Raw genomic sequence first — 25,460 nt, 5'->3', positions numbered from 1 at the left:
ATCCTTTCATCTATGTAACGGGAAAGATATGAGACATGATATAGCTTATAATTAGGAAAGAAGATACAGAAAAGAAAGCTGGCCATCCTCCAAATGAAGCAGCAATTGCTCCATCCAATAATGGAAGACCAATTATACATGTTCCTACTGCTTTTTTAATATTAGATGATATTGGATTTGCTAATGCTGGTAAAATTCCTGAAAAAGTCCATAATAAAAAAACTATTACCGTAATAACAGTTGTTCCCCATACACCATAGAAATGCAAAAGCAAAATAGCAATAGCACATGTTAAGACCGCTCCTGCCATAATTCTTACTCGTATAGGATAGAGGCCGGATCCAACCTCACCTTTAGACATTACAGTAACAGTGAAAATATATATAAACCCTAATCCCGCTAACCACCAAAATTCTACTAATTTATCTGGTACAATACTTAATCCTAGTAACAAGTTAACTCCTCTACAAAGCCCCATCGTTAATGGTCCTAAAACGTCATAATGCTTTGAATAGCGATTATATACAAATACCAATATAATGAGGATACAAGCAATTAAAAAGCTGATACCTGAAACAAAACATACAGATATGATACCTACAGTAAGAAGCACAAAACTAAAACATAAAGCAGAATGAATTGATATACGACCAGATGGTAAAGGTCTCTCAGGACGCTCACTTTTATCTATTTCAAAATCAAAAAAATCATTTAAAATAATCCCTGACGCATATATACATGCGCTTGCTAACAGAAGAAGAATAATCTGACTGAAATAACTTTGATTCAAAACTATTCCTGCAATCCAGGTTCCTGCCAATATATCTGCCATCGCTGTAAAGGTATTTGGAAATCTTATCAGTTCAAAATAAGTACGAATTCTTCTCATAGGCTGTTAAGGATACTTTGCACATAGTCATAAGATTCTTTGGCAGCCGATATTGCATGATTTTCATAAGGATATAATTCAATGGTAATAAAACCGTCATAACCCGTTTTCTTTATAGATTGTAAAACTTCCAGGATAGGAATAGCACCGTGACCAGGAATTAGATGCTCATGTACACGATTTGCTGCAATATCCTCCAGATGATAATGTTGTGTATATGGTAGCAATTTATAAACCAATGCAGCGGGATCTTCTCCAACACAAAAGAAATGTCCTATATCAAAATTTAATGCAATTGCCTGCGAAGGAACAGCCTTCTTAAATTCTATAAATTGATCTGATGTTTCAATTAATAAATCAGGCTCAGGTTCAACGAGGATTGTTACGCCAGACTTTTCGGCATGATCAGCCAATTCTTCCATTGCAGAAATAAAAACTTTATTTGCCCATTCCCTCCCTACATTGATGAGTGGCCCCCCTGGTTCGGTAGATAGTGTCTTTGCACCGAGTTTTTGAGCTAAATCAATACAGTTATGGGTATGTTCTATACGTTGTATTCTTTCTGTTTCATCTATCTCTACAAAAGACGGGTGCCAATTATCTTTTATTCCATACAGCATGAATGCATTTAAATTTGATATAGTCATGTTCCGTTGCTTCAATTTGTCTTTTATCATGAGTATTTTCTCATTCGTTACTTCAGGTGGAAAAGCATGCGGGATATCTAGTAAGATTTCTATGCCTTCATATCCGATTTCGGATAATATATCTATTGTTTTTAACAGGTCATATCTTTTAAATCCATTACTGCTATATGCAAGTTTCATAATCTTTTCACCCCTTATGAATCTAGTTTTAATTTTCCAGATTGCTCATAAAAACGAACTGGATTATTCCAAACTAGTTCTTGAATGATATTTTCCGCATGCCCTTTCTTTCGCATCTCAAGCGCAGTTTTTACAACATTAAGAGGATTAGATGGTCCCCAATCTGCTGCAGTGTTAACCATAATCTTATTTATGCTGTAATGTTCAATTATTTCAATTGCTTCATCAGTTGAAACTTTCGTCGGATAAATTGTCATTCCGCTCCAGCCTCCATATTCAAAGGAAAGATCAATAGTATCTGAATTATTATGATCTATTAATACCCTATCAGGTTCAAGCCCTTCTTCCCTTAGGATTTCTATTGTTCTTCTTGTTCCCTCCCGCTTATTTTGATGGGGAGTATGCACCATAACTAACATATCGAGGTCTTTAGCCAATTTCAGTTGTCTCCGCATCACATCTTCTTCCTCAGGAGTAATCCTATCAAATCCAATCTCCCCAATTGCAAGACACCGCTCATGTTGCAAATACTCGGACAATCCATCAATTACTTGATAGGCAATATCAATGTTATTTGCTTCTTTTGGATTCATAGCTAAACAACAATAATGAGTGATTCCATATTGCTTAGCACGCTCAGGTTCAAAGGTAAGCAAATGTTGGAAGTAATCAAAATAGGTTTCAGGATAACGGCGTTCGCTTCCAAGCCAAAATGCGGGTTCTACAACAGCGCGTACACCGGCCAGACTCATATTTTCATAATCATCGGTTGTACGAGAATAACAATGGATGTGCGGATCAAAATATTTCATAAATTATCTCCCCTCATAAAAGGCTATTCTTAAAATATGGTGTAAGGAATTCTATAGATTCCTTTGCTGCCAGTACTGGATCATTGCAATAGGTATATAATTCTACTGTAATAAATCCCTTATATTTAATTTGCTTTACATAATTAAATAATTGATTAAAATCAATATTCCCATGACCAGGTATAAGATGATAGTGTTTATGATCTGCTATATCCTCTAGGTGGATGTTCCATATCCTAGACTTTAAACTTGATAATAAAGTGGGAATATCCTCTCTTATTACATCTGCATGCCCGAGATCAAGGTTTGCACCCAGCCTATTTGATCCCACTATTTGAATTAATTCATTCAATTCTTTTCCATTTTCTATTAAAAGGCCAGGTTCGTACTCAATCCCTACGTTGATTTCACGTCGTTCAGCATAGTCCATAATCTCTATTAGTGAATTTATAAGATGATTAATTGCTTGATCTGGTGGGTTCCCTGAAAGACACTTTCCACTTGTAATACTGATGTTTTTGGCATTAACTATTACAGCTAAATCTATTAATTGTTTTGTATATTTAATTCTCTGATTCCTCACCTCTTCTCTTGCATTACATAATGAAGGCTCAAATGTAGGTTCTCCAGTAGAATATGGAAAAAATCCAGCTGCTGTATTTCCGTTTATATTTGAGACCTCGAGGCCATATTTTTCTAGTTTTTGTTGTACATCAGTTACCCAAGCAGCATTATGTGCAGGTGGGAAAGCATGAGGAACATCCGCTAAAATTTCAACCCCTTTATACCCCAACTTTCCAATCTCTGAAATAGCTTCGGGTAATGTGTATGTTGTAAATGCATTTGTACTAAAAGCTAGCTTCATCTTGCGCCTCCTTTTAAAACCTCTAATATTACAACACTTATTCGTTCAATAGAATTTAGTCAACATTTATAAAAAACGATACAATCTATTAAAAAATATTCTACAAAGTTCAACGAATAGCCAGGAGTAAAAAAAACTTAATATAAATATTATTGCAATAACCTTAGCATCTATAATTGTATTAACAGTAGGGCCCAGTACTGGGAAACGGAATACATACAGTATCACCAGGATACCCGCCAGTAGACATATTGATGAAAAAGAAACAACCCAAATTCTCTTATTCAATTGAAAAAAAGACACACCTATAGCTATACCTAATAAACCTGTTGTAAATGGAAAAATAATTAATTCACTCGGCTGAATGATAAATAAAAGGAGAATTGTAAGGATATAAGAAAGGATTCCTTGACGAATAGAAAGGGACGTAACTAAAAAAATTGGTAATGTCGCTAAAAAACTAATTAAGTAGCCTATACCTGGCATAAAGCCTCCTGCTGATTGAAGCATGGTAGCAAGTGTACTCATCAAGGCTGTAATAACCAAGTTGGCTGCAAAAGGGATCTTTTTCAAGTGAATATGGTCTCCATCTATCCCTCTCATCGATTGATACCAATAACGGACAAACCATTCGATTAAAATCACCACCTAAAAATATCCAAACAGCCACTTTCTATACTATTCATTCCCGCGTGTTTTATGCAGTATTGCCTTTATAATAAAATCGCGAGAACGATTGCTCCTCTGAAAATATTTTAAAATAGCAGTTATTTCAATTGGTATTACTATAAATTCATGAACGTAAATTTTGCAAAATATTGCTGAATACCCTTTTTCTAAATTCGCAATTATATTTATTTTGAAATGCCTTCTCTTTATTTTCATAAAGATATAACATACCCTACCGTTTGAATTTTTATGATAATGTTTTATAGAACAATTTCAAAAATAGTACCTTTGTTCAAATCAGTCACATTTGTAGATTCATAAACCCCTAAATATAATCTAGTTTGATTTAGGTTTGTTCCCAAGCTAACATAATAAGCTGATTGAGATCCAAAATTATAATCGGTTTCAATAACACTAAAATCATTTAATTTACCATCTATACTAGGACGAGTATAGGCTAAACTCCCTCTAACTGGGGAGTTAGATTCTTCCTTCCGAGCAAGATCGGTAAACACAATACTTCCAGTTAAATTCGGGATTCCATTCCCCATATATGGTTGGACACCTGTAAGTGCAGTTCCATCAAATTTATCAGGCCCTGAACCTTTATGAAAATAACTAATAAATGGTTGAAGCCGCTTCATTGAGGTTTTAACTGTTTCATTATAATAAGCTATTGTTTTCTCATCTAAAGTGGGAGTTGAAGAACAGCGTCTTATAAAAGAAGTAGGAAAATTCCCTTCCCATCCACGCCAACCAAAGTTAATAAATCCGTCTTGGTCAGAAGTAGATCTCATCATTAAAGAAGCTTGAACAAGTTGAGTGACTGGTATAGGTCTATAATGAACAAATGAAAAAATTGATTCCACCAAATCCTGCCCAACATTTCCCACATATTTAATATACTGATTATAAAACCTTTGAAATGAAATACCTGTGATATTACGAACGCCTTTAGCAATTACCGTAAGAGTTTCCTGAATAGATGAGGGAAGTTCATCAAAACGTGTGACTACAGGAGGATTATTGATAAGTGTATTCTTAGCTACATCAATTTCAATTATTTTACCGGCTATCTCCATATCATCCTGGCTTAAATTAAATGGATCATAGCCCGATCCACCATCTCCAGTTGTTAAAACAAGTGCCCCAGTTTCGGGTGAAAAACTTAGGCTATTAACTCCATTATGATTAAGAAATGGCCTTCTTATATTAAGTAATGTACGTCTTTTTTGAGGTTGACCATTCGGTTGTAAAATCCATTCTTCTACGGTATCAATATGATCATATTGAGTTTCCCTGTTTATCCACCTTAAATTTAACGTTTTTGGGTCACATGGATTAGGCTTAAAAGGTTCAGCAAGAGCGCCCGGTCCTTGTGTTCCAGCCAATGAATAATGAAGATAAAACAAACCGTTATAATGAAATTGTGGATGAAACGCTAGTCCTAGCAATCCTCTTTCATCATATCCACTGCCAGATCCACCTTGTTCAGACTTCCCTAATTTTATGATTCGAGAACGAATATCTAAAAAAATTCTTATTTCTTCGTCTCCTATGTAAAAGATTTCTCCTACTTGGGTTGCAATAAATAATCTTTCAATTGATTCACCTGGAAGTATAGTTGTTTTTAAAACAGTGGGTAGATTTATCTTACTTACAATGGGTTGTAAACGAACTTTTACTTTTATCAATTAACTTTACACCCCTTTCTATTATAAGAATATGATTTGGACTGTGCTATTAGTATCAAATAAGGGATGGCAATTGAATATAAAAAAAGCGTGTTATGATTATCTTCTTCAAAACACGCTTCTTCCTAATATATCGAACATTCATCAACTTTATATCTTAAAATACACCTAACAATTTTTCTGTGAATTTTTCAGAATTCCTCTAAAAAAATTAGACTTATCTTCCTGGTCTATTCAAGACTATTGCTGAGTACGCTGCATTTCCTGCTTCTCCATATAATTGCGCATCTTTTTCATATATCTAGATGCATCCATTGGATCTTTTACAATCATTTCAATAATACAGAGTTTTTCAGTACTTTCTATTTCAGCTTGGTTTATTGCCTGATCAAGCTCTCCGTAGGTACGGACTGTAGCTGTAAGCGCATCGCCTCCAAAAACTTCCGCTAGCTTAGTATAAGACCATTGAGGAATTTTGTTGTACTTTTGATTTTTTGTTTTTACATTCAAATATTTTTCAATCGTATAACCATCATTGTTTAAGACAAAAATTATAGGCTTGCATCCATAATAAAGCATGGTGCTGATTTCTTGAGCTGTCAGTTGTAAGGCTCCATCCCCTGTAAACAGAAACACTCGGCGTTCAGGCACAGCCATAATAGCACCGAACGCTGAGGGGGTTGCGTAACCGATGGACTGCCAACCACCTTGCCCAATATATATTACATCGCTCGGTAGTCTCACCTCTGCCATTCCGTAATAGAATGTACCGGTCTCGACAACTACAATGTCTTCCTCTTTCAGCATCTGCTGAAAACGTGGATAATAGTTCGCCGCTATTAGAGGGGCATCGGTGTTAGTATTTAATTGGTCGTAAGGGAATGACATTTTTTCCACCAAGCCTTGCCCCTTATAACCCACATTCTGTATTGCAAGTAACATGTCAGCTGCAAGAACATTCGAATACTCTGCCTCAGCAATTTTAACCATATCCGGTTGAATATTGACGGTTATCCGCTGGTTTAGTTTTGCGGTAAAACTCGCGGTATTAGTATCTGCGAATACCATACCAATTGCGATGATACAATCTGCATTTTCTACCTTACTTTGAACTTCAGAATCTCCAAAAGATCCTAAGTACATTCCCACATAATTTGGATGGGTTTCGGCGAATCCTCCCTTTCCGTACATCATCGTTGCAACAGGAACATTCATGGTGTCTGCCAGTTGTTGAACTGCCGCTTGAAGACCGAAACGCATGGTTTTCACATCCACCAGTATAACTGGTCGATGTGCACGATCTAGTAGCTTATGGACATGATTGACCGCAGCTTGAAGAGTTTTCAAATTGGATGTTGGGCGTTGGGGTGTTGGCTCTACACGATTTTTAATCGGCTTGGTGACTAAATCATCGGCCACAACAAGATATACAGGCTTTTTCTTTTCTTTAGCAATCTGAATTGCGGCTGGAATTTCAATTTTAGCGTTTTCAGGCGTAAGCACCGTGCTGTATGCAGTAATTTGCTCATACATGTTGCGAAAAACATCAAAATTCCCATCCATTAAAGTGTGATGCATCAGCTTATGCTCTTTTTGATCATTTTCGGGAGGCGCACCCACTATATGAATGATTGGTACATGCTCACTATTAGCTCCGGCTATAGCATTACAAGCGCTGAGTTCTCCAACTCCAAAAGTTGTAATAAGAGCGGACATCCCTTTAATTCTTGCATAGCCATCTGCAGAATAGCCCGCGTTTAGTTCGTTCCGCCCTTCTATAAAGCGGATACCTTTATAACACTCTAAAGTATCAAGAAGTGTAAAATTATAGTCCCCTGCAATACCAAAAATCTCGTTAATGCCCTCCAATTTTAAACAATCGAATAAATATTGACCAACCGTTTTTTGAGAAGGTTGCCTTTGTAAACCCAAATTATCCTCATTTATCATGTTTTCCACCACTTGTTCACCCCTTATCTATTTCTTAAATTGTTTTATAGTATTCTTTTTGATAATACCCTTTAATTGAACCCATTATCCGTTGCACTGAGCCAAAGCAGTATATCAAACGCAATTAACTAATGTAAAAACATGTTGCTATTAAGGATACATTTTGTATAATTCAAAACAATTTTAAGCTTGAGATAAGGTTTAAAAGTTAAAAAAGAGCGCCTTTTGAAGAAACCTTAAACATTTTAAATGTGTCAAAATCTATTAAATATCGTTATATTAACAGTTATTTAGAATTATGATTGCACCTTTCCCCCTTTTTGATGATATAAAGGGCATATTTATAATGAAAAGAACATCTTCTGGTAGTGAAAGAGCAATTAAGGAATTGTTGAATGACAATAAACTATTCCGTTACAGAACCATTTAATTGAATAACCGTTATTAAGTTAACAGTGAAATTTGATATGGATAATAAGGTCTTTAAAAAAATATAGAGAAAAGAATATAATTATATTGAGTATAATAACGTATTTTTAACTATACCTTTAAGGAGGCGTTGTCGATGAGAAATTATTTCTATTTGATTGGGCGAAAAAATAAGGGGATAACGTTCCAATAGCCCATAAACTACGTGGTTCCCCTTTAATATTAGAAGGAGAGTATCAGATTGAAAACAATTTATTTAAAGCCAATTGACAAAAGTAATTGGGAAGAAGCAATTAGATTATCTGTTAACAAAGAACAACAAACATTTATTGCATCCAACCTTTATTCTATCGCAGAAGTTCAATTTCTAGATAATTTCTATGCAAACGGTATTTATCTTGATGAAAAAATGATAGGATTTACTATGTTTGGGATAGATCCTGATGATAATAATTATTGGATTTATAGACTTATGATTGATGAAAAATTTCAAGGACAAGGTATAGGTAAACAAGCTATACATCTGGTAATTGATGAGATAAGAAGTAATAATAACGCGAACATTTCTATAATAATGATTGGATATGCTCCTGAAAACCTTACAGCTAAATTTGTATATAAAAAAGCAGGATTTATTGAAATTGAATTATCATCTTGGGGTGAACAGTTAGCTAAGTATTCCTTATAAGCACTTGAATTCTGCACATTAACTATTAGACATATTCAAGAAAAGAGTCTAATAGTATAGTAATGCAGATAGGAAATGATTAAACTTTTTATAAAATAATAAACCAACTGAAAATATTAAGAGCGTGTTTTGATTTACCTTTTTCAAAACACGCTCTTTTCTATGATTATTTATCAAATTTATTAGTATCAATTTGAATAAGCTTCATTTAAAAACAAAAACAATGTTCAAATAAAATTATCTCTTAATTGAATATACTACACAGCCACTATTTGCTGTTTTCTAAGCTCGAAGTTTACCTCTCCAATAAGTGGAAATAATAAAACTATAAAACATTGGATGGAGGATTTATAGTGACGAATAATGAGAATTACAGTGGAATATTACCCCATAACGCCGAATCTTATTGGACGAGCAGTATCGATTTACCAAAATACTCTTCCTTGGAAAATGACATGCAAGTCGATGTTATTATTGTAGGTGGAGGAATTACTGGCATTACTTCTGCCTATCTTTTAGTAAATGAAGGTCTAAAAGTCGCTGTTATAGAGGCAGACAAGTTATTAAATGGAACGACTGGACATACGACAGCTAAAATTACTGCTCAACATGATATGATTTATGACGAGCTTATCAGATATACTGGAAAAACTACCGCAAGATTGTATTACGAAGCAAACATAGATGCTTTAAAATTTATTCAAACCACAATTAATAAACATCACATTGATTGCGATTTTACTAAACAAGATGCTTATCTGTATTCCACAACAGAAAAATACGCATTTAAGTTAGAAAAAGAAGCAGAAGCTTATAAAGATCTTCGTATTGAAGGCGAACTTGTAAACAAACTTCCTTTTAACTTAAAAATACACAATGCACTTGTTATGAGAAATCAAGCACAATTTCATCCCCTCAAGTATTTAGCTCATCTTTCAAATATAATTACAGAAAAAGGTGGATACATCTTTGAAAATACCACAGCAGTAAATATAAAAACAGGCGAACAACCTGTAGTTCTTACCCGTGGAGGAGCTCAAATTACAGGCAAGTATATTCTCTCTTGTTCTCATTTCCCTTTTTATGAAGGCGCAGGACTTTACTCTACAAGAATGCATGCAGACCGATCCTATATAATTGCCGCTAAGACAAAAACAGATTATCCAGGTGGTATGTATATTAGTGTAGATGAACCAACCCGTTCCCTCCGTTCTACAACAATCAATGGAGAAAAATTTATTCTTATCTCTGGAGAAAGTCATAAAACGGGACAAGGCGGAGAAACACTAAAACATTATGAAGCCTTGGAAATATTCGGGCAACAAGTTTTTGGGCTTGAAAATATTGCATACCGTTGGTCAGCTCAAGATTTAATTACACTAGACAAAATTCCTTATATCGGAGAAATCACCTCCGATCAGAGAAATATATTAATTGCTACTGGATACAGAAAATGGGGTATGACTAATGGGACTGCAGCTGCTCTTTTATTCCGAGACATCATATTAAAGGAAAAAAGCAAATATCGGGAATTATATACTCCCTCTCGTTTCCACATGAATCCTAGTTTAAAAAATTTCTTAGTCGAAAATGCCAATGTTGTTGGTCACTTAATTAAAGGAAAGTTAGAGATTCCTCAAAAATGTATTCATGATTTATCTAACGATGAAGGAGCCGTCATTGATATTGATGGCCATAGAAAAGGAGCTTACAAAGATGCAGAAGGTAAACTTCATATTGTAGATACAACTTGTACTCATATCGGATGCGAAGTTGAATGGAACAATGGTGAACGTTCTTGGGATTGTCCATGCCATGGTTCGCGATTCTCGTATACAGGAGAAGTACTTGAAGGGCCTGCTGAAAAACCATTGCAAAAATACGATTATAAAATGATAGATAATCTTACTTCAGAAGACTCTGGTTACTAACTAAATTTATAAATGAGTGATATTAAATTTACAATATAAAACCAAGATACCTCGTTTGAGGGTAACTTGGTTTTATTAGCTTGATGATGTCGTAGCCATCCCCCTAAAATTGACAACTTATAAGAGAATATCTTTTTCACCTTCTATCCTAACTAACACGTCGTGAAATTCTTTTCTTTTTCCATGAAAATTTATAATATCCATATTTCAAAAGTAAACTTACAATAAATGCAGCTGGATATCCAATCCATATTCCTTTTATACCAAGATTTGTATGATAAGAAAGGTAATAAGCAACTGGGACTTCTACAAGCCATATTGATACGACACCGATAATAGTGGGCCATAATACTGTTCCACTCGCTCGTATTGTCGCACCAATAATTTGAGCATGGCCGAAAATTAAGTAACTCCAAAGTGTAATCATCACCAAACTATTTGCAATTTCGATTGTATTCGGGCTCGTTAAGAATAACGATAAGATTTCTCTTGAAAACAAGTAAATAAAAGCAATTAATATACCACCAATTATATAGTTCATAACGATTCCAGCACGAATAACTTCCTGTAATCGATTAAATTGCTTTGCACCAATGGATTGCGTAGCGAAAATGATTCTACTGGCTCAACTTTAAAATTGGCTTCTCGATCTTGATAGCGATGTGGAGGGACCTCAGATAATAATAGCTTAATTTTTAATAATGTTCATTTATACCGTCTACTAAGCAATTTAAACCAATCTTCTACTCAAACTGAAGCTTATTAATGAACCTCAATAGTATGTTTGAAGGTTGCTTGTCTTTACTAAGGACCCATCCATAAGAAAGGGGCTCAAGGTTAGGTACATCTAATACAATAGAAACCATTTCTTTTTGATTATTTAATAGATTATGTTTGAATGAATAATCCAATCCAATTGTAATAGCTAGTTCTTGCTTCACTGCATTTTCTATTGCTTGCGTATTATTAGAGATGAATAATATATCCACATTCCCATACTTAGAAAATAACTTATTAATGCTATCCCGAATGTATTCATCATCATATAAAACCAAATCCTGATTTACTAACTGTTCTGGTACAAGGATTTTCTCTAATGCAAGTGGAGAATTTTTATTAACTCCCACAACTATTTTAACGTCTATTATTTTTTTAAATGTAAAATTATTATGCCTCTCTCTAAACTTCTCTGATGATGCAATAAATCCAATATCAATCTCGCCTTGTTGAAGGTCTTCTAGTATTTTTTTATGATCTTTTTCATAAACCTTTATATTTACATAAGGATGCTCCTTTTTGAATGTCGAAATTATATTTATTAGTACATGCATAGGCCCAGGGATCGTCGCAATTCTTAACTCCCCGTTTAAAGTATGATTGTAGATTTGCGCTTCTTCTTTCAATTCTTTTACTTGCAGTAGAATATCACTAGCTTTTTTTATAATCGATTTCCCCTCGGAAGTCGGAACTGCCCCCAACCCTCGTGAACGTGCGAAGAGTTTTACTCCCAGTTCATTTTCTAACAAGGAAATAGATTGACTAATTGCTGATAAAGTAACGTGAGACTGTAGTGCAGCCTTAGTAAGTGATCCAGTATTCGCTACCGCTACGATATACTCCATTTGTTCAAAATTCATCTTAATACTCCCTTTATTAAGATTTACTTAATTATTAGTAAATATATCTAAATTTTAATGAATTATAAATAGAGTTACAATACAGATAGTTGTTATTAATCTTTCAATTAATAACAATTTTGTATAAACACATTTAACATTCATTATATAAAAATAAAGGAGATGGATAACACTAAACCCGAGAAGAGTCGCTTTTATCACTGGTCGAGACAGAAGAATTGGTAAAGAAACTACATAAAAGTTTGCTCAAAAGGAAATCAAGTTGTAATAGCTAATTTTAATGTGGAGCTAGTTAATGCAACCGCTATAGCCATCCAGGAAAATGTTGGAGGATCGATTGTTATAAAAACAAATGTTTCAAAGTTTAAAGGAACTGAGTGATTAATAGAAAAAACTGTTCAAGCTTTTGAAAGAATTTACATTATGTTTAACAATGCCGGTATTGGCTATCCCACTGCTGTTTTAGAACATGACTTGAATGATTACCATCGTATCATTTATATCAATCAACACGGCGGAACCTATGGTATTATTGACAACGCTAAAAAACGCGTGAATTACATATTCATGGTGTAATTATTAATATTGCCTCTGTTTTAGTTTTCTAGCATCAATAGGTACTTATGTTTATCCTGTTTCAAAGGGTGCTGTTATTATGATGACAAAATCAGCAACTTTAGAGTAAGACGATTATGGAATACGGATATTTGCAATTGCACAAGCAATTGTTGATACACCTCTTAGCTGGTATCCAGATAGCAGGCAATGCAACTAAAAACAACGAAAAATCAAGGATATGCATCATTTAAATAAGCATTATTAATATGATTAAAAACTTATTACTAAACAAAAAATTTATAGAAATACTATGATGTTTACTAATCAAATGGAAAGTAGGTATTATATATGTGCGGAATAGCGGGATGGGTTGATTGGTCAATGGACCTTTCTAAACAAAAAGAAACTTTAAAAAACATGACAAATTCTATTATACATCGTGGACCAGATGCAGAAGGATTTTGGTTCTCTAAACATGCAGCTTTTGGTCACCGTCGTCTTATTGTAATTGACCCTGAAGGTGGTCTACAACCCATGTTGTATAAGGATGAGGAGACAACTGTTTCACTAACATTTAATGGAGAAATTTATAACTACCAAGAACTACGTATTGAACTAGAGCATTTGGGCCATGTATTTCAAACAAAATCAGATACCGAGGTATTATTACACGCATATCTAGAATGGAAAGAGGATTGTGTACAACACCTTAACGGGATTTTCGCCTTTGGTATTTGGGACGAGAAATTGCAACGACTCATGTTAGCCCGTGATCATTTAGGGGTGAAACCACTCTTTTTTGCACAACGTGATAATTCGGTTATCTTCGGATCTGAAATAAAAGTATTACTTTCTCATCCAAATGTACAAGCAGAGGTAGATACAGAAGGACTTTCCGAAATCTTCTGTCTTGGTCCAATGCGAACACCTGGTCATGCAGTATTTAAAGATTTACATGAAGTGCGCGGGGGACACTACATTCTGTTTACTACTAATAAAACTGAAAGTAAGCAATACTGGAAACTAGAAAGCAAACCACATACAGATGATATAAATACTACAGTTAATACAATTCAATCTATTTTAGAGGATACAGTGAAACGACAATTAGTTGCCGATAGACCCGTGGTTACTATGTTATCAGGAGGTTTAGATTCCAGTGGTTTAACTGGGTTAGCAGGAAATGAATTCAAACAAATCGGAAAGACACTTCATACTTATTCTCTAACTTTTACAAATGAAGAACGAGATTTCGAAGAAGATTTTCTTCGCCGTGATCGGGATGAACCTTGGGTACAACGTGTATCTGAGCATGTTGGAACACAACATCATTCTTTTGAATTAGGATCTGAAAAGCTCATTGAAAATTTATTAATTCCAATGAGGGCTCGTGACTTACCAGGTGTTGGGGAACTTGAAACATCTTTGTATCTTCTCTTTAAAGAAATGAAAAAAGATGCTACAGTAGCCCTTTCAGGAGAATCAGCAGATGAAGTTTTTTCTGGATATCCTTGGTTCCATCAAGAAGAGTTTTTAAAAGCGGATATTTTCCCTTGGAATGTAAACTATTCTTATATTACAGAAATTTTATCAGAAGACTTAAAAACAAAAATAAATCCTATCAACTATCAAAAACAACGTTTTCAAGAAGCTGTAAATGAAATACCCTTTTTAGAAGGAGAAAATGATTTACAAGCAAAACAACGTCAAATGTCTTATATGTTTATTACACGCTTCCTACCTTTTATGTTAGAGAGAAAAGATCGTACTAGCATGATGACAGGTTTTGAAGTACGTGTTCCATTTTGTGATTATAGACTGGTTGAATATCTCTGGAATGTACCGTTTGAAATAAAAAGTATCGATAATATTGAAAAGGGAATTTTACGTCGAGCTTTCCAGACTGTTCTTCCCACAGATGTATGTTATCGTAAAAAAAGTGCATATCCAAGTACAAAAGATAACGCCTATTTACAAGGAATTAGTGTATGGATGCTAGATGTATTAAACGATAATACCTCTCCTATTCTACCTCTTATTAACGTAGAAAAGGTTCGTTCAATTGCACTAGGTACAGATGAAATCATTACTGGTAATGAGGCTAGAGGTTTAATTGATTATCTACTTCAAGTGAATAGCTGGCTTCAAGAATATCAAATTAAACTTATCTAAAATATATTCGATAGATAGCAAAGTAACATTTTATATATGTCGAACAATTAGGATGGATCCCTGCCATCCCTTGTTCGAAGCCAATTCATTTCCCGCCTACTCACTGGTCTGTAACTCTTCACGCTCCTTGAGGAAGGAGTCTTCTTGGCTAAAATGATAGAAACCGTAAAGATTAGAAATCCTTACGGTTTTTATTTGGATTATTTATATGCGTTGCGTATTCGGATCTATATAGTTATTCTGAATCACTTTATTTTTAAAAATTTAACTTCATTAGATTTATTTAATTGTAGCCTCCACTTTTATTTGTTCTTTTTGGGTATTGTTATCTATAGCTATATATATTTTTTCAATTTTATAGACGGTATTTCTTGGCAATAATAATTCGTATTGCCCTGGGTACGCAGTCAAGTCATCTGAATTCATATAAGCACCATGAGTCCCAGAGCCTACCTTAAATTCTGTCATAACTGGTCTTGTTTTGGCATATCCAGCATCAATAAGTATAGAAGTGCTTATATACCCAAATTCTGTTGTTGTTTTTCCTTGGAATTTTTTTTGTATTTCCTTGAATTTCTCCCTATCAACCTTGCCGTTTTTTATTATGGAATTATCATACTCCTTTCCAAAAATCCATGCATCATCCCCTCGATACACTTTTATATTGTCATTCACTTTTGCCTCTTTTCTATTTAATGCTTTATCTAAGGATTCAATTTTTTTCTTCATTGTAGGATCAGAATCTAATTTACCCGCATGCGTTCTTAAAAATTCATTATACGGTCTTGCATTTTTTGTATAATCTCTTATGGCAAATTTCTCTTCTTTACTCCACTTATTAAATTGTTTTTTCCCCCAAGCATCAGCTTCTTCTTTGTTTGTACACAGCTTATATTTGTCTACATTATTACAGTCCTTGGGTTTTGACGGTATATTGCCTATATATTTTGATGTAGATTGAACCGTCACATTATCGTTTGGCTCACTCATCGCAAATGTAGATGTAGTACCACCAAATACAGTTATGCTTAATGATAGAATAGTAGCTATAGCTAGACTTTGTTTTTTCATATTAAAAAACTCCTCTTATTCTGTATTTTTTAAAAATTAAAGGTTGCCATACCAAAGGAACAAACTTATTTATTGAACATTATTTATTAATTTGTTTGTATCAAATCTCAGAGTCCTTAATTATCTCCTATTAAATTTTTTTGATTCTGTCAAACTATAAAGAACCCTATAGTAAGAGGTATCCATTCTCCAAAACTATGTTTATATAGATACGTAAATCATGACTATGAACTTTTATAAATGGATAACATAGTTATAAAACAAAAGAAAAATATCATTATAAAAATAGTATTCATTTCAAAGAATAAACAACCCCATAAGAACTCGTATCTTAATAGTTATTCCTACAATTTATCTCTAGTTATTTATTGTATATAAAGTGAAGTACGCATTGTATTGAATGGGAAATTAATAGAGGTTTTTTGATATTCAAATGTCCCCTGTTGATGTCCAGATGCATCCCATTTATAATACCAACCAACAATTGGGTTGCCCCCAATTACAGTTGATCCAATACTCTTTACTGATGAACCATTCATTTTTGCAATTGGATTTTGTCCATACCCAATCTCTTTTGTGTAAATATATAGGTAACTTCCCCCATGGTTTCTTGTTGTACTAAAGCTATTAGTATTGATAGTCTCTATCCCACCTTGCTCAGACTCTACTTGTACAACGTTTAATGAAGATAATGGTGCTGCAGGACCAGCAGATGCCTCTGTTGCCATTCCTAAACCTACAAATGTAGTGATTGCTAACGACGAAATCCCTAATGCTACTTTTTTAAACATAATAAGATCCCTTCCCTCCATTTATTGTATATCATCACAAACATAACTTCGTTTCCTAAATATGTAAATCACTTGAAGTTTTAGAAATATAAGATGGAATATTCTGTTTTATATTTCTGCAGCTTTATCAACACAAGAGATAGGATTTTCAAAGCATTTAGGGGTCACACCACATCGCTATCAAGCTAACAAAACAAAATACCCCCTAAAACGAAAAAGGTAGGAAGAAAATAATAAAAAGCTTATCATTATTTGCTAAAAGATAAGCTTTTTTGTCTATACTTATTGAATTTTATTGGATTTTATTGGATTTATTCCATGCTAATATAGTAATAAAATATTGAATACCGAACAAAATAATAACAAGTAGAATGAACTTTATACATACTAAGATCCATCCAACAATATCTTGAGGTAATTGATTATGATATGTAGTGTATGCCATTCTTCCCTTATTGTATTAAATGTAATCTTATCTCTACACACATCATAAAATTTCACGCATCGTAATTATTAATTATATTTAAAATATAGTGACCAAAGGGATTTCTATGTCAAAAGAAAAAGCATCCCTCTGGATGCCTCACTTATCCTATTTATTAATTAAATACAGTTTTATAATGATGATATAGGGGTAGCACCACATTGCTATCAAGCTAAGAATATGAATTTTATCAATCCATATTTTTCTTTTGTATATTGGCTAGTATAGAACAAAAAGGTTATCAAATGCCGAGCGAACTCTCAGCAGATGATAACCCTTTGAACTAGCGTATCAATGATTTAATTAGATAACCTCACAAATATATTATTGAACCACTCCAAATACATTAATTTCAGCGGCGCTTGTCCATGGATTGTTGTTTACCTCGCTTAATGCACGTAGTTTAATATAACGACCTGTCTTGTTTGCAAAGCTGACCTCTTTCAAGTTAGTATTGTTTGCAAAAGCACCTATGGATACCGCTGTTCCCCAGTTTACTCCATCACTACTGACGTAAAACTCATAGTCCTTAATCGTTCCATTAATTTGGCCGTCTTGCCTTGGCAAGTAGCTGAATTTGGAGAGGTTATAAGTTGCACCTAAATCAATTTGAATCTCGTGCGGCATTGGAGCTACCGGGCTCCAGTTTGTATGCCAAAATGTGTCTTTGTTTCCATCAAAGGCATACGTACCTAAATTGTACCAATTATAGCTATCTACATATTTTAGTGTCCAGTTTGTTTGCGGAATTAAACTAGCTTCTTTTGTTGTGACTGCTACATTCATAGCAGAATTACTTGTACTTGTCGTTGTAATCATTACTCCTGATTTTTCTCCCGTGTAGGTATTACTATTCGGATTAGTGTCTGGACCAAAGGTAGCAGCATGATTTTGATTCGTGTAATAGAACGGGTCTTGATACTCACTGACTGATTGCTCTATATCAATGAAGGGATGAGGATCACTGGAATTATTATTCATGGATTCATCAATATGCCAAACCGCAATACCACCAGAATTTGTTGGTAAGCTCGCATCATACCCAACCTTTGCGCGATTCTCAACTAAAAAATACGTATTATCCTTTAAAGGAATCTTTAACACATTATAGTTATTTGGGATTGCATTTAGAGTAAAGTTATTAGTGGTATTTACTACAGTTGGTGTTACAAAGCCTAGTTTTACCTTTGACCAAGCATCCATATGATCTGGGGTAGTTCCATACTCTTCTCCTTGAAGACTATTCCAAGCTCCATTCCCCATTATACTTAGACTACCTACACGGTTATTGTCACCATATAGATCTGGAAGACCAAAGGAATGACCTAACTCATGAGCAGGTATACCAATTGTCGCCATATGACCATATTGTTTTTCACCCTGCGCTGTATACATGCCTGATACTGTAACACCATCGTGATTTGTATTAGGAGCATATGACTGATGCGCCCAAATGTTTGGAAGCGGACCCCCACTAGCCTGTTCATTACCAGCAAGAAAACTTACAATGTAGAAGCCATCTTTAGAGTCAACGACTTGATCATTATTAGTATCAAGACTAGCAAAATTCACTTGAGAATCAGCTTTAGCCAGTGCATCTGTTATAACCGTACCCATACTTTTTCCCGATGTACTCGGATGAGCGTAATCTAATTTCACTTTAACCACTCCATCATTTTGAGTACCATATGTTTCAGGAGCTGGAGTTATCTGTACTTTTCCGTTACTTACTTCATTATAGTAATTCTTAACTGACTTTTGATTTGTAGAAAAGAATTTGTTACTCCAGTCGTTATCGTTATATGCAATATCAACATCTGTAAACCCAATTAACAAAACAAGTAATTTTTTGTTTCCTAAAACTGGAGTGACAGTTCCATCAATATTTTTTGGTGATTCTTTTTGTAATTTATTCATGTGCTCCTGTTTTTTCTTTGCTTGAGGGTTGTATTTTTTTATCCATTTATTCAAATCGCCCTCATTTACCGCCATTGAAGGCTTCTTATCGATTTTATATTTTATACCCGTTGATTTCAGCTCATCTGATGTAAGCTCAGCGTAATTCCAATATCCTTTCTGATCTTGTAAAAGTATGTCGCCATCCTTTGTACTTACCCAGTGGAACCATTCATCTCCATGTAACGTGCCTTCAAAAGTTTCGCCTGACGGCTGCTTCATTTTGACAACTCCCTCGTATGCTGGTGCGGCAAAAGCGTTCGTTTGAACATACAAAACACAAATCAAAGAAAAAACGGACATGAACAGGAATTTTAAAATTCTTTGCATAAACTTTCCCCCTTTTTCAATTGTGTGTGGAATATTCTGTTTATAGCCAGACTAGATTCATACATGGAATAGATTGAAAGATACATTTGTATAACACTAACAGAATACCTTTAATTATAATTACAGTAAATTGAAAAAATGTTAATTTTTTATCTAGATAAATACTTTCTCAATATTATCCAATAAAACGAGATTGAGAATGGTAGTTCTTCAGAGAACTAATAATTTTCTACCTAAAATGTGTCTTAACGTAACATTCATTTTTTTTGATATGGTGATTCCATCGCAATTAGACTACAGTTTTAAACTATCGCAAAAGAAAAACCAATGATTAAATTTTAAACCTAGTCATTACCTTATCCATTGCATCTTGATTTACACCTATATAACGTAACGTGACCTTCTCTGACAAGTGATTAAATATCTCCATGAGCAATGCTATGTTTTTCGTTTGCATGTACATGTGATACCCGTACGTTTTTCTCAACGTATGTGTTCCTATTTCATCTAATCCAAACTCCGCCGCTGCTCCGCTTAATATCTTATATGCCATACTACGACCAATTGGACGATTCCTACCTTGTCTACTTTGCAATAAATACTCATTATCTTCCCTTTCTTCGATAAACCATTTAAGCTCTCTTTTCAGTGCTGCAGTAATTTGTATTCGTTTCTGTTTCCCTGTTTTCTTTTCTCTCATAGATATATGACTACCTTTGACATCTCCTACTTTCAATTTCAAAATGTCCGAGATTCTCAGTCCTGTATTGATTCCCATAATGAAGAGAATGTAATTACGTAAGCTCTTTTCCTTAAAATAATCTTTTAGCTGCTGTATTTGATCTGGATCACGTATTGGCTGAACAAAATTCATTATTCATTACCTCCAGTTTCATAAACTTCTAATCTAAGAGCAAAAGCAAGTTTATAAAATACTCTAGCCTTAACACGTCGATAAGTACGCTCGCTCATGCCGATTTCGTTATATACCATATAATCACATACATCTTCATCTTCTAAATAACACTTAATGATGATGTCTCTTTGCCCCCTTCCTGCACGCCCATTACCCAAACGACTAAGAAACTGGTCAATACGAAATGATGTTTGCTTAATCCATTCTTCTCTTTTACTTTGTTGAATATTAGCCATCGCTACATCTTCTAATGGCTTTCCTACATCATTTGTAGGTCCGTGATATCTAATTTCATAAGAAGGAGTAACTTTCATTTCTTCACGCATCATTCCAAACTGTCTATATAAACGTACATTTTCGAGAACACCTTCTAATTTTTTCTGCGTTGCTACTCTATCGATTTTTGGTAAGAAAGATAATTGTTTAGTCATGTAAGACCACTCCTTATTATTTTAAAATTACTTTTGTCTTAATGCTCCACGTCTTCGTTCATAACAAGGTCTATGTATCCCCATTAAATCCTCAATTTCACGAGTCCTTAATTTCTCTTTTGGTTTTGTCTTATTTTTCTTCTTTCCTTGATTTGATTGCTTTTTCCATTCACGTAGCTGATCCATTCCCCCATCTCCCTTTTCAAAATAAAAAGGACACCTATTCCTAAAACAGCTTTAATTGCTGCTTTAATGAATTGGTGTCCTCTAGTTTTCTAGCCGGACGATATTCCAATGTTATTTTAAATATCCCAATAGTCACTATTAACATCATTAGTATATTTGCTGATTCCTCCTTGAATAAATCCCTAAACCTTGTCCATACTATAAATACACTTGAGTTCTGAACTTCCTTCTTAATGCTTTTCTGGAGAGCAGTTAGCTTTTGCTAGCTGCTCTTTTTACGTTTTAAGTGAATAAAATTCTAAACATTGTCTAACACTGTAGACAAGACTTTAAAAAGTCGATTTCTCCCACTCTAGCTTTCTTGGTCGAGAGCCGAGCGGTTAGCAAAAGCTAACTGCTCTTTTTTTAATTGAAGGTTTTCTATAACATAATTTATCTGTTTTATGATTAAACTTTCATGATTCTATCTATACTAAACTTGGGCATTATAGCTCAAAAAATCTTTCATTCACTTGGCAGACAGTTTATTTAATAAATTGTCTGCCTAAGCCATTTAATAATTCTGCTTTATATTAAAATGAAAGTTTTATTAAGATCATTATTATTTCCACATAATACTTTTAATTCTGCTTATACTATAGCTGTAACTTGAAGTTACATATCATTTACTTGTAGGTTCTTTTGTACAACAGGTAGTTAGCTCATTAAGCTAGCTACTTTGTTGTGCAAAAGAAAGTTTTTATTTAGTTTACTTTCCTGCATAACATTTTCAAATCTGTTTATACTATAATTGTAACTTGTGGTTACAATTTGCGTATCCATGTGGAATAGTATTTACAGCAGGCAGTTAGCTACTTTAGCTAGCTGCTTTGTTGTGCAAAATAGCGTTTTTTTTCAAATTAACGACCATACAATTGGACACATTTACCAGTATTTTTACCAAAAAATTCATGATATGGTTAATTAGTCGAGTACGTCATTACTTGGCACTTACCCTTAGAAGCCCTGTCGACAATCGGGGTTTCTTTTATTAATATATATTTGTCAAAATAGTTAGTTGAGTGTTAAAATATGATGAATTCTCCTTAGGGAGTTTTCATGTAATTAAACAAGAGTTTACAAGTTCTCGAATCTTAGCCCCTTGGAGCGCCCTTCAAGGGGCTGAACTAATTAAAATAACGATTTTACAAAAAACGCACTTATATTAAAAACCTACATAAAATAATCATGACCTACTCAGAATTAGTCATTGAGCACCTTTTATGGTGTTCTTTCTTTGTTACTTAATAAGAATTTTATTAAATAACTGAATAAAATTAAACATTCCGTCAATAATAACCACAATACAATCTGCTTCTTACCCAGGTTGTATCAAATGGAGCAGTTAATGCAAATGACTGCTCTATTTTATTTTCATTACATAAACTTGATATTTTTGTCCATACTATACAAAACTCACGAAATATTTATGCTCCTTAAATTCGTGGATGTAATGTTCTTATAGCAGTTAGCCTGTGCTAGCTGCTCTTTTGTATTTAGTTAAAAATAAGTTTTAGGTCTTATTCCTTTTCTACATCATATACTTTTAACCTAAACATCCAGCTCAAAGTGTTACCTCCTATCTTAAAGAGCACTTATGCATGGTGCTCTTTTTTATTTTATCTCCTTTCATTTCCGCATAATATTTTCAACCCTCTTCATACTATTTTTGTAAGCGCAGCGTTTCTTTTGTACAACAAGCAGTTAGTTTTATTAACTAGCTGCTTTGTTGTGCAAAAGAAAGATCTGCACATGTATTAAGAACATACATAAAATATCATGTGGTATTCTTTTTCAATTTTAGTTTTGGTCATGGAGCGCCTTAAAAAGCGCTCTTTATATTTGCAAATAACCATTTCGTTCAAACATACACACGATTTATATAAACTAAGCATATATTTACATAGACAAGACATAGCTTTTACTTTACATGCACAATTTTTGTGCATGTATTTTGTTTAATACAATAACTATACCAACCTAAACATGGTAAAATTCAAATAAGGTAGGTGAATAAAATGAGTGGATTTGTAGTTTGCACACTTGTTGGTCTAATCATTGTAATAATAGGTTATCTGATTCATATTAAAAAACAATTATTTCTTATTGCTGGATACCAAGATGCTACTTTTATTGGTGATAAAAATAAACTAGCTAAATTATTCGGCATATTTGCTTACATAGTAGGAATTGCTACTTTTTTACTACCTTTCGGACTTGAATTTTTCGGTGACATAAGTGGCAAAATCTATGCAGCCTGTGTTGTTGCAGGTACAGTTTTTGTTTTGGTTAGAAAACAAATGATTAATAAACCTTTTTAAAAAGAGTCTTAATATGGCTCTTTTTTTATTGATAAAACTAATTCAAATAACTATTTTATTATGTTTCCTAACTCACAGTAATGACCTAAAAAAAACATTCATATATATTTATCAGATGCACTTTGAAATCCCAGAATATCTAATACTTTTAAGAGTTAACTGAACAATAATATTCGACCTCTCTTTTAAAAATTATTAAAAATAACTTAGATACAAAAAAGCTACGTTTTATATAGGATAAAAAATCATCTTACGTAAAGGAGCTTGATTATTTGTGAATTACCAAAATGATAACCACTCCAAACCTTGCAATTGTCCATCCCCCACGTCTAACAGTTTAAATGTTGTTCAAACTACTCCAACAATAGTTTCTGTAAATTCTGCGATCCCACTAGATACCGTGGTAAATTCTAATGGAACGGCAATCTCATTCACACCACCAACAACTGTTTTACTTGAAGGTGGAAGAACCTATTTAGCAATCTATGAAGTGCAAGTTATTATTCAACCAGGAGGTAGTTCGGCAGGTATCACTATGTATCTGAATAATAATGCACTCATTGGCTCAGGTACTTCTCTAGGGTATACTGCAGGATTTACTTCTGTATCAGCACCCGCAATTTTCACTACACCTCCAGGTTTACCAAGTACACTTACTGTTAATGTAGGACCGTATTCTAGTCCATTAAATACGTTGGGCTTAACTCTTGCTGTTGTAGCATTAACATAGTAAATCTAATACTTTCCAAAATAAATTTCTTTGTCCTTTAACTGCAGTTTGGAGTTAACCTCTAAGAACTCACTATAACTACATATAGAAAAAGAATATTATCTCGATCGATAGTACTGGGTGACTCGGCTAACACAATTCCTGAGTCACCTATTTTTCTAAAATAATGCTTTTATGAAATTTCATTGTCAAATTCCTCACTTGTCCATTTCTCCGACCTCCTTTTTTAATAAAATAGCGTTTTTATTTAACATCAATGTATCTAATTTAATAATTGCACTTAAATCCTAATATATAAGCCGTTTCTAGTACTTAAGTACGTCATAGAATACAATATAGGACAAGCTTTCTCCTAATCTAGTCCTAATAAAATTGAGAAGGAGGTGAATACCAATGGCTATTATACCTCTATTTATGGCTTCCAGAAGATTTACTTCTACACTAGGTGCGGGTACAGGTACAGGTGCCGCTTTTGCAATTGCTGCTACAGCTTGCTTAAATGATGCTGGTGTTGCTGCTACAGCATTCCCAAAATTCACGTATTATAATTTCTACCTAAACGGTGTACTTCAGCCAGGCGGAGAATCAAGTGTTACTACTGGACCAACTGGAGCGATTACAATTCCAGGTGGCGATACATTTGATCCTGCAATCCCAGTTACTATTGAATTTATCGTAACTTAGTTATATTCAATTATTTCGCAATTAATTACTGCAACCATATACTAGTATAGAATGATAGGAATTTATACTCACGCTTGAAAAGGGCACTGTTTAATGGTGCTCTTTTTTATTTTTAATTTTAATATCAAATAACGCTTTTATTTTAAAACTACACCTATCTAAAAAACATACATATAATATCTTGGTTGTTCTTCTTCAATATTAATTTTGGTCAGAGAGCACTTTTAAAAGTGCTCTTTTAATTTATTTAGATGTATCACGTTTTACATACCATAAACATAGAATGCAATGAGCACGCAAGACATAATTTTTATATAATCGTGTACATTTTTTGTACACGGTTTTTTTATTAAATAAGAATTCTGTTTAAATTTCATCAACCTTATTGATTCCTTTGCAT

Annotated in this window: 22 protein-coding genes and 1 pseudogene; 7 read left to right on the top strand and 16 right to left on the bottom strand. The window is 33.8% G+C overall.

Annotation, left to right across the window (positions count from 1 at the left end):
* Positions 1-10: 10 nt before the first annotated feature.
* From eboC to ACTFP3_RS27290, 7 genes are all read right to left on the bottom strand, one after another.
* Entirely contained in the window at positions 11-889 is an 879-nt protein-coding gene (eboC, locus tag ACTFP3_RS27320) for a UbiA-like protein EboC (protein ID WP_440011813.1), read from the bottom strand.
* The gene (locus ACTFP3_RS27315) at positions 886-1,716 is read right to left on the bottom strand and encodes a sugar phosphate isomerase/epimerase family protein (protein WP_440011811.1); all 831 of its coding nucleotides are present in this window, start codon (positions 1,714-1,716) and stop codon (positions 886-888) included. Before ACTFP3_RS27315 ends, eboC begins: the two co-directional genes overlap by 4 nt.
* A 14-nt stretch (positions 1,717-1,730) precedes the next feature.
* Positions 1,731-2,528 carry a TatD family hydrolase gene (locus ACTFP3_RS27310; RefSeq protein ID WP_440011810.1) on the bottom strand — a complete coding sequence of 266 codons (798 nt, stop codon included), beginning with the start codon at positions 2,526-2,528 and terminating at the stop codon, positions 1,731-1,733.
* A gap of 13 nt (positions 2,529-2,541) precedes the next feature.
* On the bottom strand, positions 2,542-3,393 hold the full coding sequence (locus ACTFP3_RS27305) for a sugar phosphate isomerase/epimerase family protein (protein WP_440011809.1): 852 nt from the start codon (positions 3,391-3,393) through the stop codon (positions 2,542-2,544).
* A 66-nt stretch (positions 3,394-3,459) separates the two neighbouring features.
* Positions 3,460-4,029: a hypothetical protein gene (locus tag ACTFP3_RS27300; RefSeq protein ID WP_440011883.1), complete on the bottom strand. Its 570-nt coding sequence runs from the start codon at positions 4,027-4,029 to the stop codon at positions 3,460-3,462.
* A 293-nt stretch (positions 4,030-4,322) separates the two neighbouring features.
* Positions 4,323-5,756, bottom strand: coding sequence for a PQQ-dependent sugar dehydrogenase (locus ACTFP3_RS27295; RefSeq protein ID WP_440011806.1), 1,434 nt, complete (start codon positions 5,754-5,756; stop codon positions 4,323-4,325).
* Positions 5,757-5,996: 240 nt separating this feature from the next.
* The gene (locus ACTFP3_RS27290; RefSeq protein ID WP_440011804.1) at positions 5,997-7,715 is read right to left on the bottom strand and encodes an alpha-keto acid decarboxylase family protein; all 1,719 of its coding nucleotides are present in this window, start codon (positions 7,713-7,715) and stop codon (positions 5,997-5,999) included.
* 661 nt (positions 7,716-8,376) lie between these two features.
* On the opposite strand from ACTFP3_RS27290, the gene ACTFP3_RS27285 reads away from it, so the two are divergent.
* Positions 8,377-8,823: a GNAT family N-acetyltransferase gene (locus tag ACTFP3_RS27285; protein WP_440011803.1), complete on the top strand. Its 447-nt coding sequence runs from the start codon at positions 8,377-8,379 to the stop codon at positions 8,821-8,823.
* A gap of 353 nt (positions 8,824-9,176) precedes the next feature.
* Positions 9,177-10,754: an FAD-dependent oxidoreductase gene (locus tag ACTFP3_RS27280; RefSeq protein WP_440011801.1), complete on the top strand. Its 1,578-nt coding sequence runs from the start codon at positions 9,177-9,179 to the stop codon at positions 10,752-10,754.
* 148 nt (positions 10,755-10,902) lie between these two features.
* Here the strand turns inward: ACTFP3_RS27280 and ACTFP3_RS27275 are convergent.
* Both ACTFP3_RS27275 and ACTFP3_RS27270 read right to left on the bottom strand, forming a co-directional pair.
* Positions 10,903-11,367 (bottom strand): annotated as a pseudogene (locus ACTFP3_RS27275) (MATE family efflux transporter); the annotation flags it as partial.
* 130 nt (positions 11,368-11,497) lie between these two features.
* Entirely contained in the window at positions 11,498-12,391 is an 894-nt protein-coding gene (locus ACTFP3_RS27270) for a LysR family transcriptional regulator (RefSeq protein WP_440011799.1), read from the bottom strand.
* Positions 12,392-12,814: 423 nt separating this feature from the next.
* On the opposite strand from ACTFP3_RS27270, the gene ACTFP3_RS27265 reads away from it, so the two are divergent.
* Both ACTFP3_RS27265 and asnB read left to right on the top strand, forming a co-directional pair.
* The gene (locus ACTFP3_RS27265; protein WP_440011797.1) at positions 12,815-12,967 is read left to right on the top strand and encodes a hypothetical protein; all 153 of its coding nucleotides are present in this window, start codon (positions 12,815-12,817) and stop codon (positions 12,965-12,967) included.
* A 330-nt stretch (positions 12,968-13,297) separates the two neighbouring features.
* A complete protein-coding gene (gene asnB / locus ACTFP3_RS27260) occupies positions 13,298-15,121 on the top strand; it encodes an asparagine synthase (glutamine-hydrolyzing) (protein WP_326036788.1) in 1,824 nt (607 codons plus the stop codon).
* A gap of 279 nt (positions 15,122-15,400) precedes the next feature.
* Here asnB and ACTFP3_RS27255 read toward each other — a convergent pair whose 3' ends face one another.
* The 7 genes from ACTFP3_RS27255 to ACTFP3_RS27225 form a co-directional block, all read right to left on the bottom strand.
* A complete protein-coding gene (locus tag ACTFP3_RS27255; RefSeq protein WP_440011794.1) occupies positions 15,401-16,192 on the bottom strand; it encodes an ADP-ribosyltransferase in 792 nt (263 codons plus the stop codon).
* A 365-nt stretch (positions 16,193-16,557) separates the two neighbouring features.
* Positions 16,558-16,983: a DUF4879 domain-containing protein gene (locus tag ACTFP3_RS27250; protein ID WP_098559473.1), complete on the bottom strand. Its 426-nt coding sequence runs from the start codon at positions 16,981-16,983 to the stop codon at positions 16,558-16,560.
* A gap of 292 nt (positions 16,984-17,275) precedes the next feature.
* On the bottom strand, positions 17,276-17,428 hold the full coding sequence (locus ACTFP3_RS27245) for a hypothetical protein (protein WP_440011792.1): 153 nt from the start codon (positions 17,426-17,428) through the stop codon (positions 17,276-17,278).
* A 363-nt stretch (positions 17,429-17,791) separates the two neighbouring features.
* Positions 17,792-19,753 (bottom strand): M6 family metalloprotease domain-containing protein, encoded by a 1,962-nt coding sequence (locus ACTFP3_RS27240; RefSeq protein WP_440011790.1) that lies wholly within the window; start codon positions 19,751-19,753, stop codon positions 17,792-17,794.
* A 331-nt stretch (positions 19,754-20,084) separates the two neighbouring features.
* On the bottom strand, positions 20,085-20,627 hold the full coding sequence (locus tag ACTFP3_RS27235; RefSeq protein ID WP_440011788.1) for a site-specific integrase: 543 nt from the start codon (positions 20,625-20,627) through the stop codon (positions 20,085-20,087).
* A complete protein-coding gene (locus ACTFP3_RS27230) occupies positions 20,627-21,100 on the bottom strand; it encodes an ArpU family phage packaging/lysis transcriptional regulator (RefSeq protein ID WP_440011786.1) in 474 nt (157 codons plus the stop codon). The genes ACTFP3_RS27235 and ACTFP3_RS27230 overlap by 1 nt, the downstream gene beginning before the upstream one ends.
* Positions 21,101-21,127: 27 nt before the next feature.
* Positions 21,128-21,286: a hypothetical protein gene (locus ACTFP3_RS27225; RefSeq protein ID WP_440011784.1), complete on the bottom strand. Its 159-nt coding sequence runs from the start codon at positions 21,284-21,286 to the stop codon at positions 21,128-21,130.
* A gap of 2,057 nt (positions 21,287-23,343) precedes the next feature.
* Between ACTFP3_RS27225 and ACTFP3_RS27220 the strand changes: the two genes are divergently transcribed.
* The 3 genes from ACTFP3_RS27220 (at position 23,344) to ACTFP3_RS27210 (ending at position 25,060) form a co-directional block, all read left to right on the top strand.
* Positions 23,344-23,646 carry a DUF3784 domain-containing protein gene (locus ACTFP3_RS27220; protein ID WP_149214562.1) on the top strand — a complete coding sequence of 101 codons (303 nt, stop codon included), beginning with the start codon at positions 23,344-23,346 and terminating at the stop codon, positions 23,644-23,646.
* A gap of 274 nt (positions 23,647-23,920) precedes the next feature.
* Positions 23,921-24,376 (top strand): hypothetical protein, encoded by a 456-nt coding sequence (locus ACTFP3_RS27215; RefSeq protein ID WP_440011782.1) that lies wholly within the window; start codon positions 23,921-23,923, stop codon positions 24,374-24,376.
* Positions 24,377-24,769: 393 nt separating this feature from the next.
* Complete coding sequence (locus ACTFP3_RS27210; protein ID WP_440011781.1) at positions 24,770-25,060, top strand: DUF4183 domain-containing protein; 291 nt, start codon at positions 24,770-24,772, stop codon at positions 25,058-25,060.
* The last annotated feature ends 400 nt before the right edge of the window (positions 25,061-25,460 follow it).

Source organism: Bacillus cereus group sp. MYBK5-2 (assembly GCF_051915685.1).
Classification (GTDB): Bacteria; Bacillota; Bacilli; order Bacillales; family Bacillaceae_G; genus Bacillus_A; species Bacillus_A cereus.
The sequence above is the reverse complement of the archived record's forward strand: the minus strand, read 5'-3'. Positions and strand labels throughout refer to the sequence as shown.

Bases quoted from the DNA above. Each gene is read 5' to 3' on its own strand.
- ACTFP3_RS27265 (WP_440011797.1), top strand. From the start codon at position 12,815: ATGTTTAACAATGCCGGTATTGGCTATCCCACTGCTGTTTTAGAACAT.
- ACTFP3_RS27315 (WP_440011811.1), bottom strand. From the start codon at position 1,716: ATGAAACTTGCATATAGCAGTAATGGATTTAAAAGATATGACCTGTTA.
- ACTFP3_RS27225 (WP_440011784.1), bottom strand. From the start codon at position 21,286: ATGGATCAGCTACGTGAATGGAAAAAGCAATCAAATCAAGGAAAGAAG.
- ACTFP3_RS27245 (WP_440011792.1), bottom strand. From the start codon at position 17,428: ATGGCATACACTACATATCATAATCAATTACCTCAAGATATTGTTGGA.
- asnB (WP_326036788.1), top strand. From the start codon at position 13,298: ATGTGCGGAATAGCGGGATGGGTTGATTGGTCAATGGACCTTTCTAAA.
- ACTFP3_RS27235 (WP_440011788.1), bottom strand. From the start codon at position 20,627: ATGAATTTTGTTCAGCCAATACGTGATCCAGATCAAATACAGCAGCTA.
- ACTFP3_RS27255 (WP_440011794.1), bottom strand. From the start codon at position 16,192: ATGAAAAAACAAAGTCTAGCTATAGCTACTATTCTATCATTAAGCATA.
- ACTFP3_RS27230 (WP_440011786.1), bottom strand. From the start codon at position 21,100: ATGACTAAACAATTATCTTTCTTACCAAAAATCGATAGAGTAGCAACG.
- ACTFP3_RS27305 (WP_440011809.1), bottom strand. From the start codon at position 3,393: ATGAAGCTAGCTTTTAGTACAAATGCATTTACAACATACACATTACCC.
- ACTFP3_RS27310 (WP_440011810.1), bottom strand. From the start codon at position 2,528: ATGAAATATTTTGATCCGCACATCCATTGTTATTCTCGTACAACCGAT.
- ACTFP3_RS27210 (WP_440011781.1), top strand. From the start codon at position 24,770: ATGGCTATTATACCTCTATTTATGGCTTCCAGAAGATTTACTTCTACA.
- ACTFP3_RS27250 (WP_098559473.1), bottom strand. From the start codon at position 16,983: ATGTTTAAAAAAGTAGCATTAGGGATTTCGTCGTTAGCAATCACTACA.
- ACTFP3_RS27270 (WP_440011799.1), bottom strand. From the start codon at position 12,391: ATGAATTTTGAACAAATGGAGTATATCGTAGCGGTAGCGAATACTGGA.
- ACTFP3_RS27240 (WP_440011790.1), bottom strand. From the start codon at position 19,753: ATGCAAAGAATTTTAAAATTCCTGTTCATGTCCGTTTTTTCTTTGATT.
- eboC (WP_440011813.1), bottom strand. From the start codon at position 889: ATGAGAAGAATTCGTACTTATTTTGAACTGATAAGATTTCCAAATACC.
- ACTFP3_RS27220 (WP_149214562.1), top strand. From the start codon at position 23,344: ATGAGTGGATTTGTAGTTTGCACACTTGTTGGTCTAATCATTGTAATA.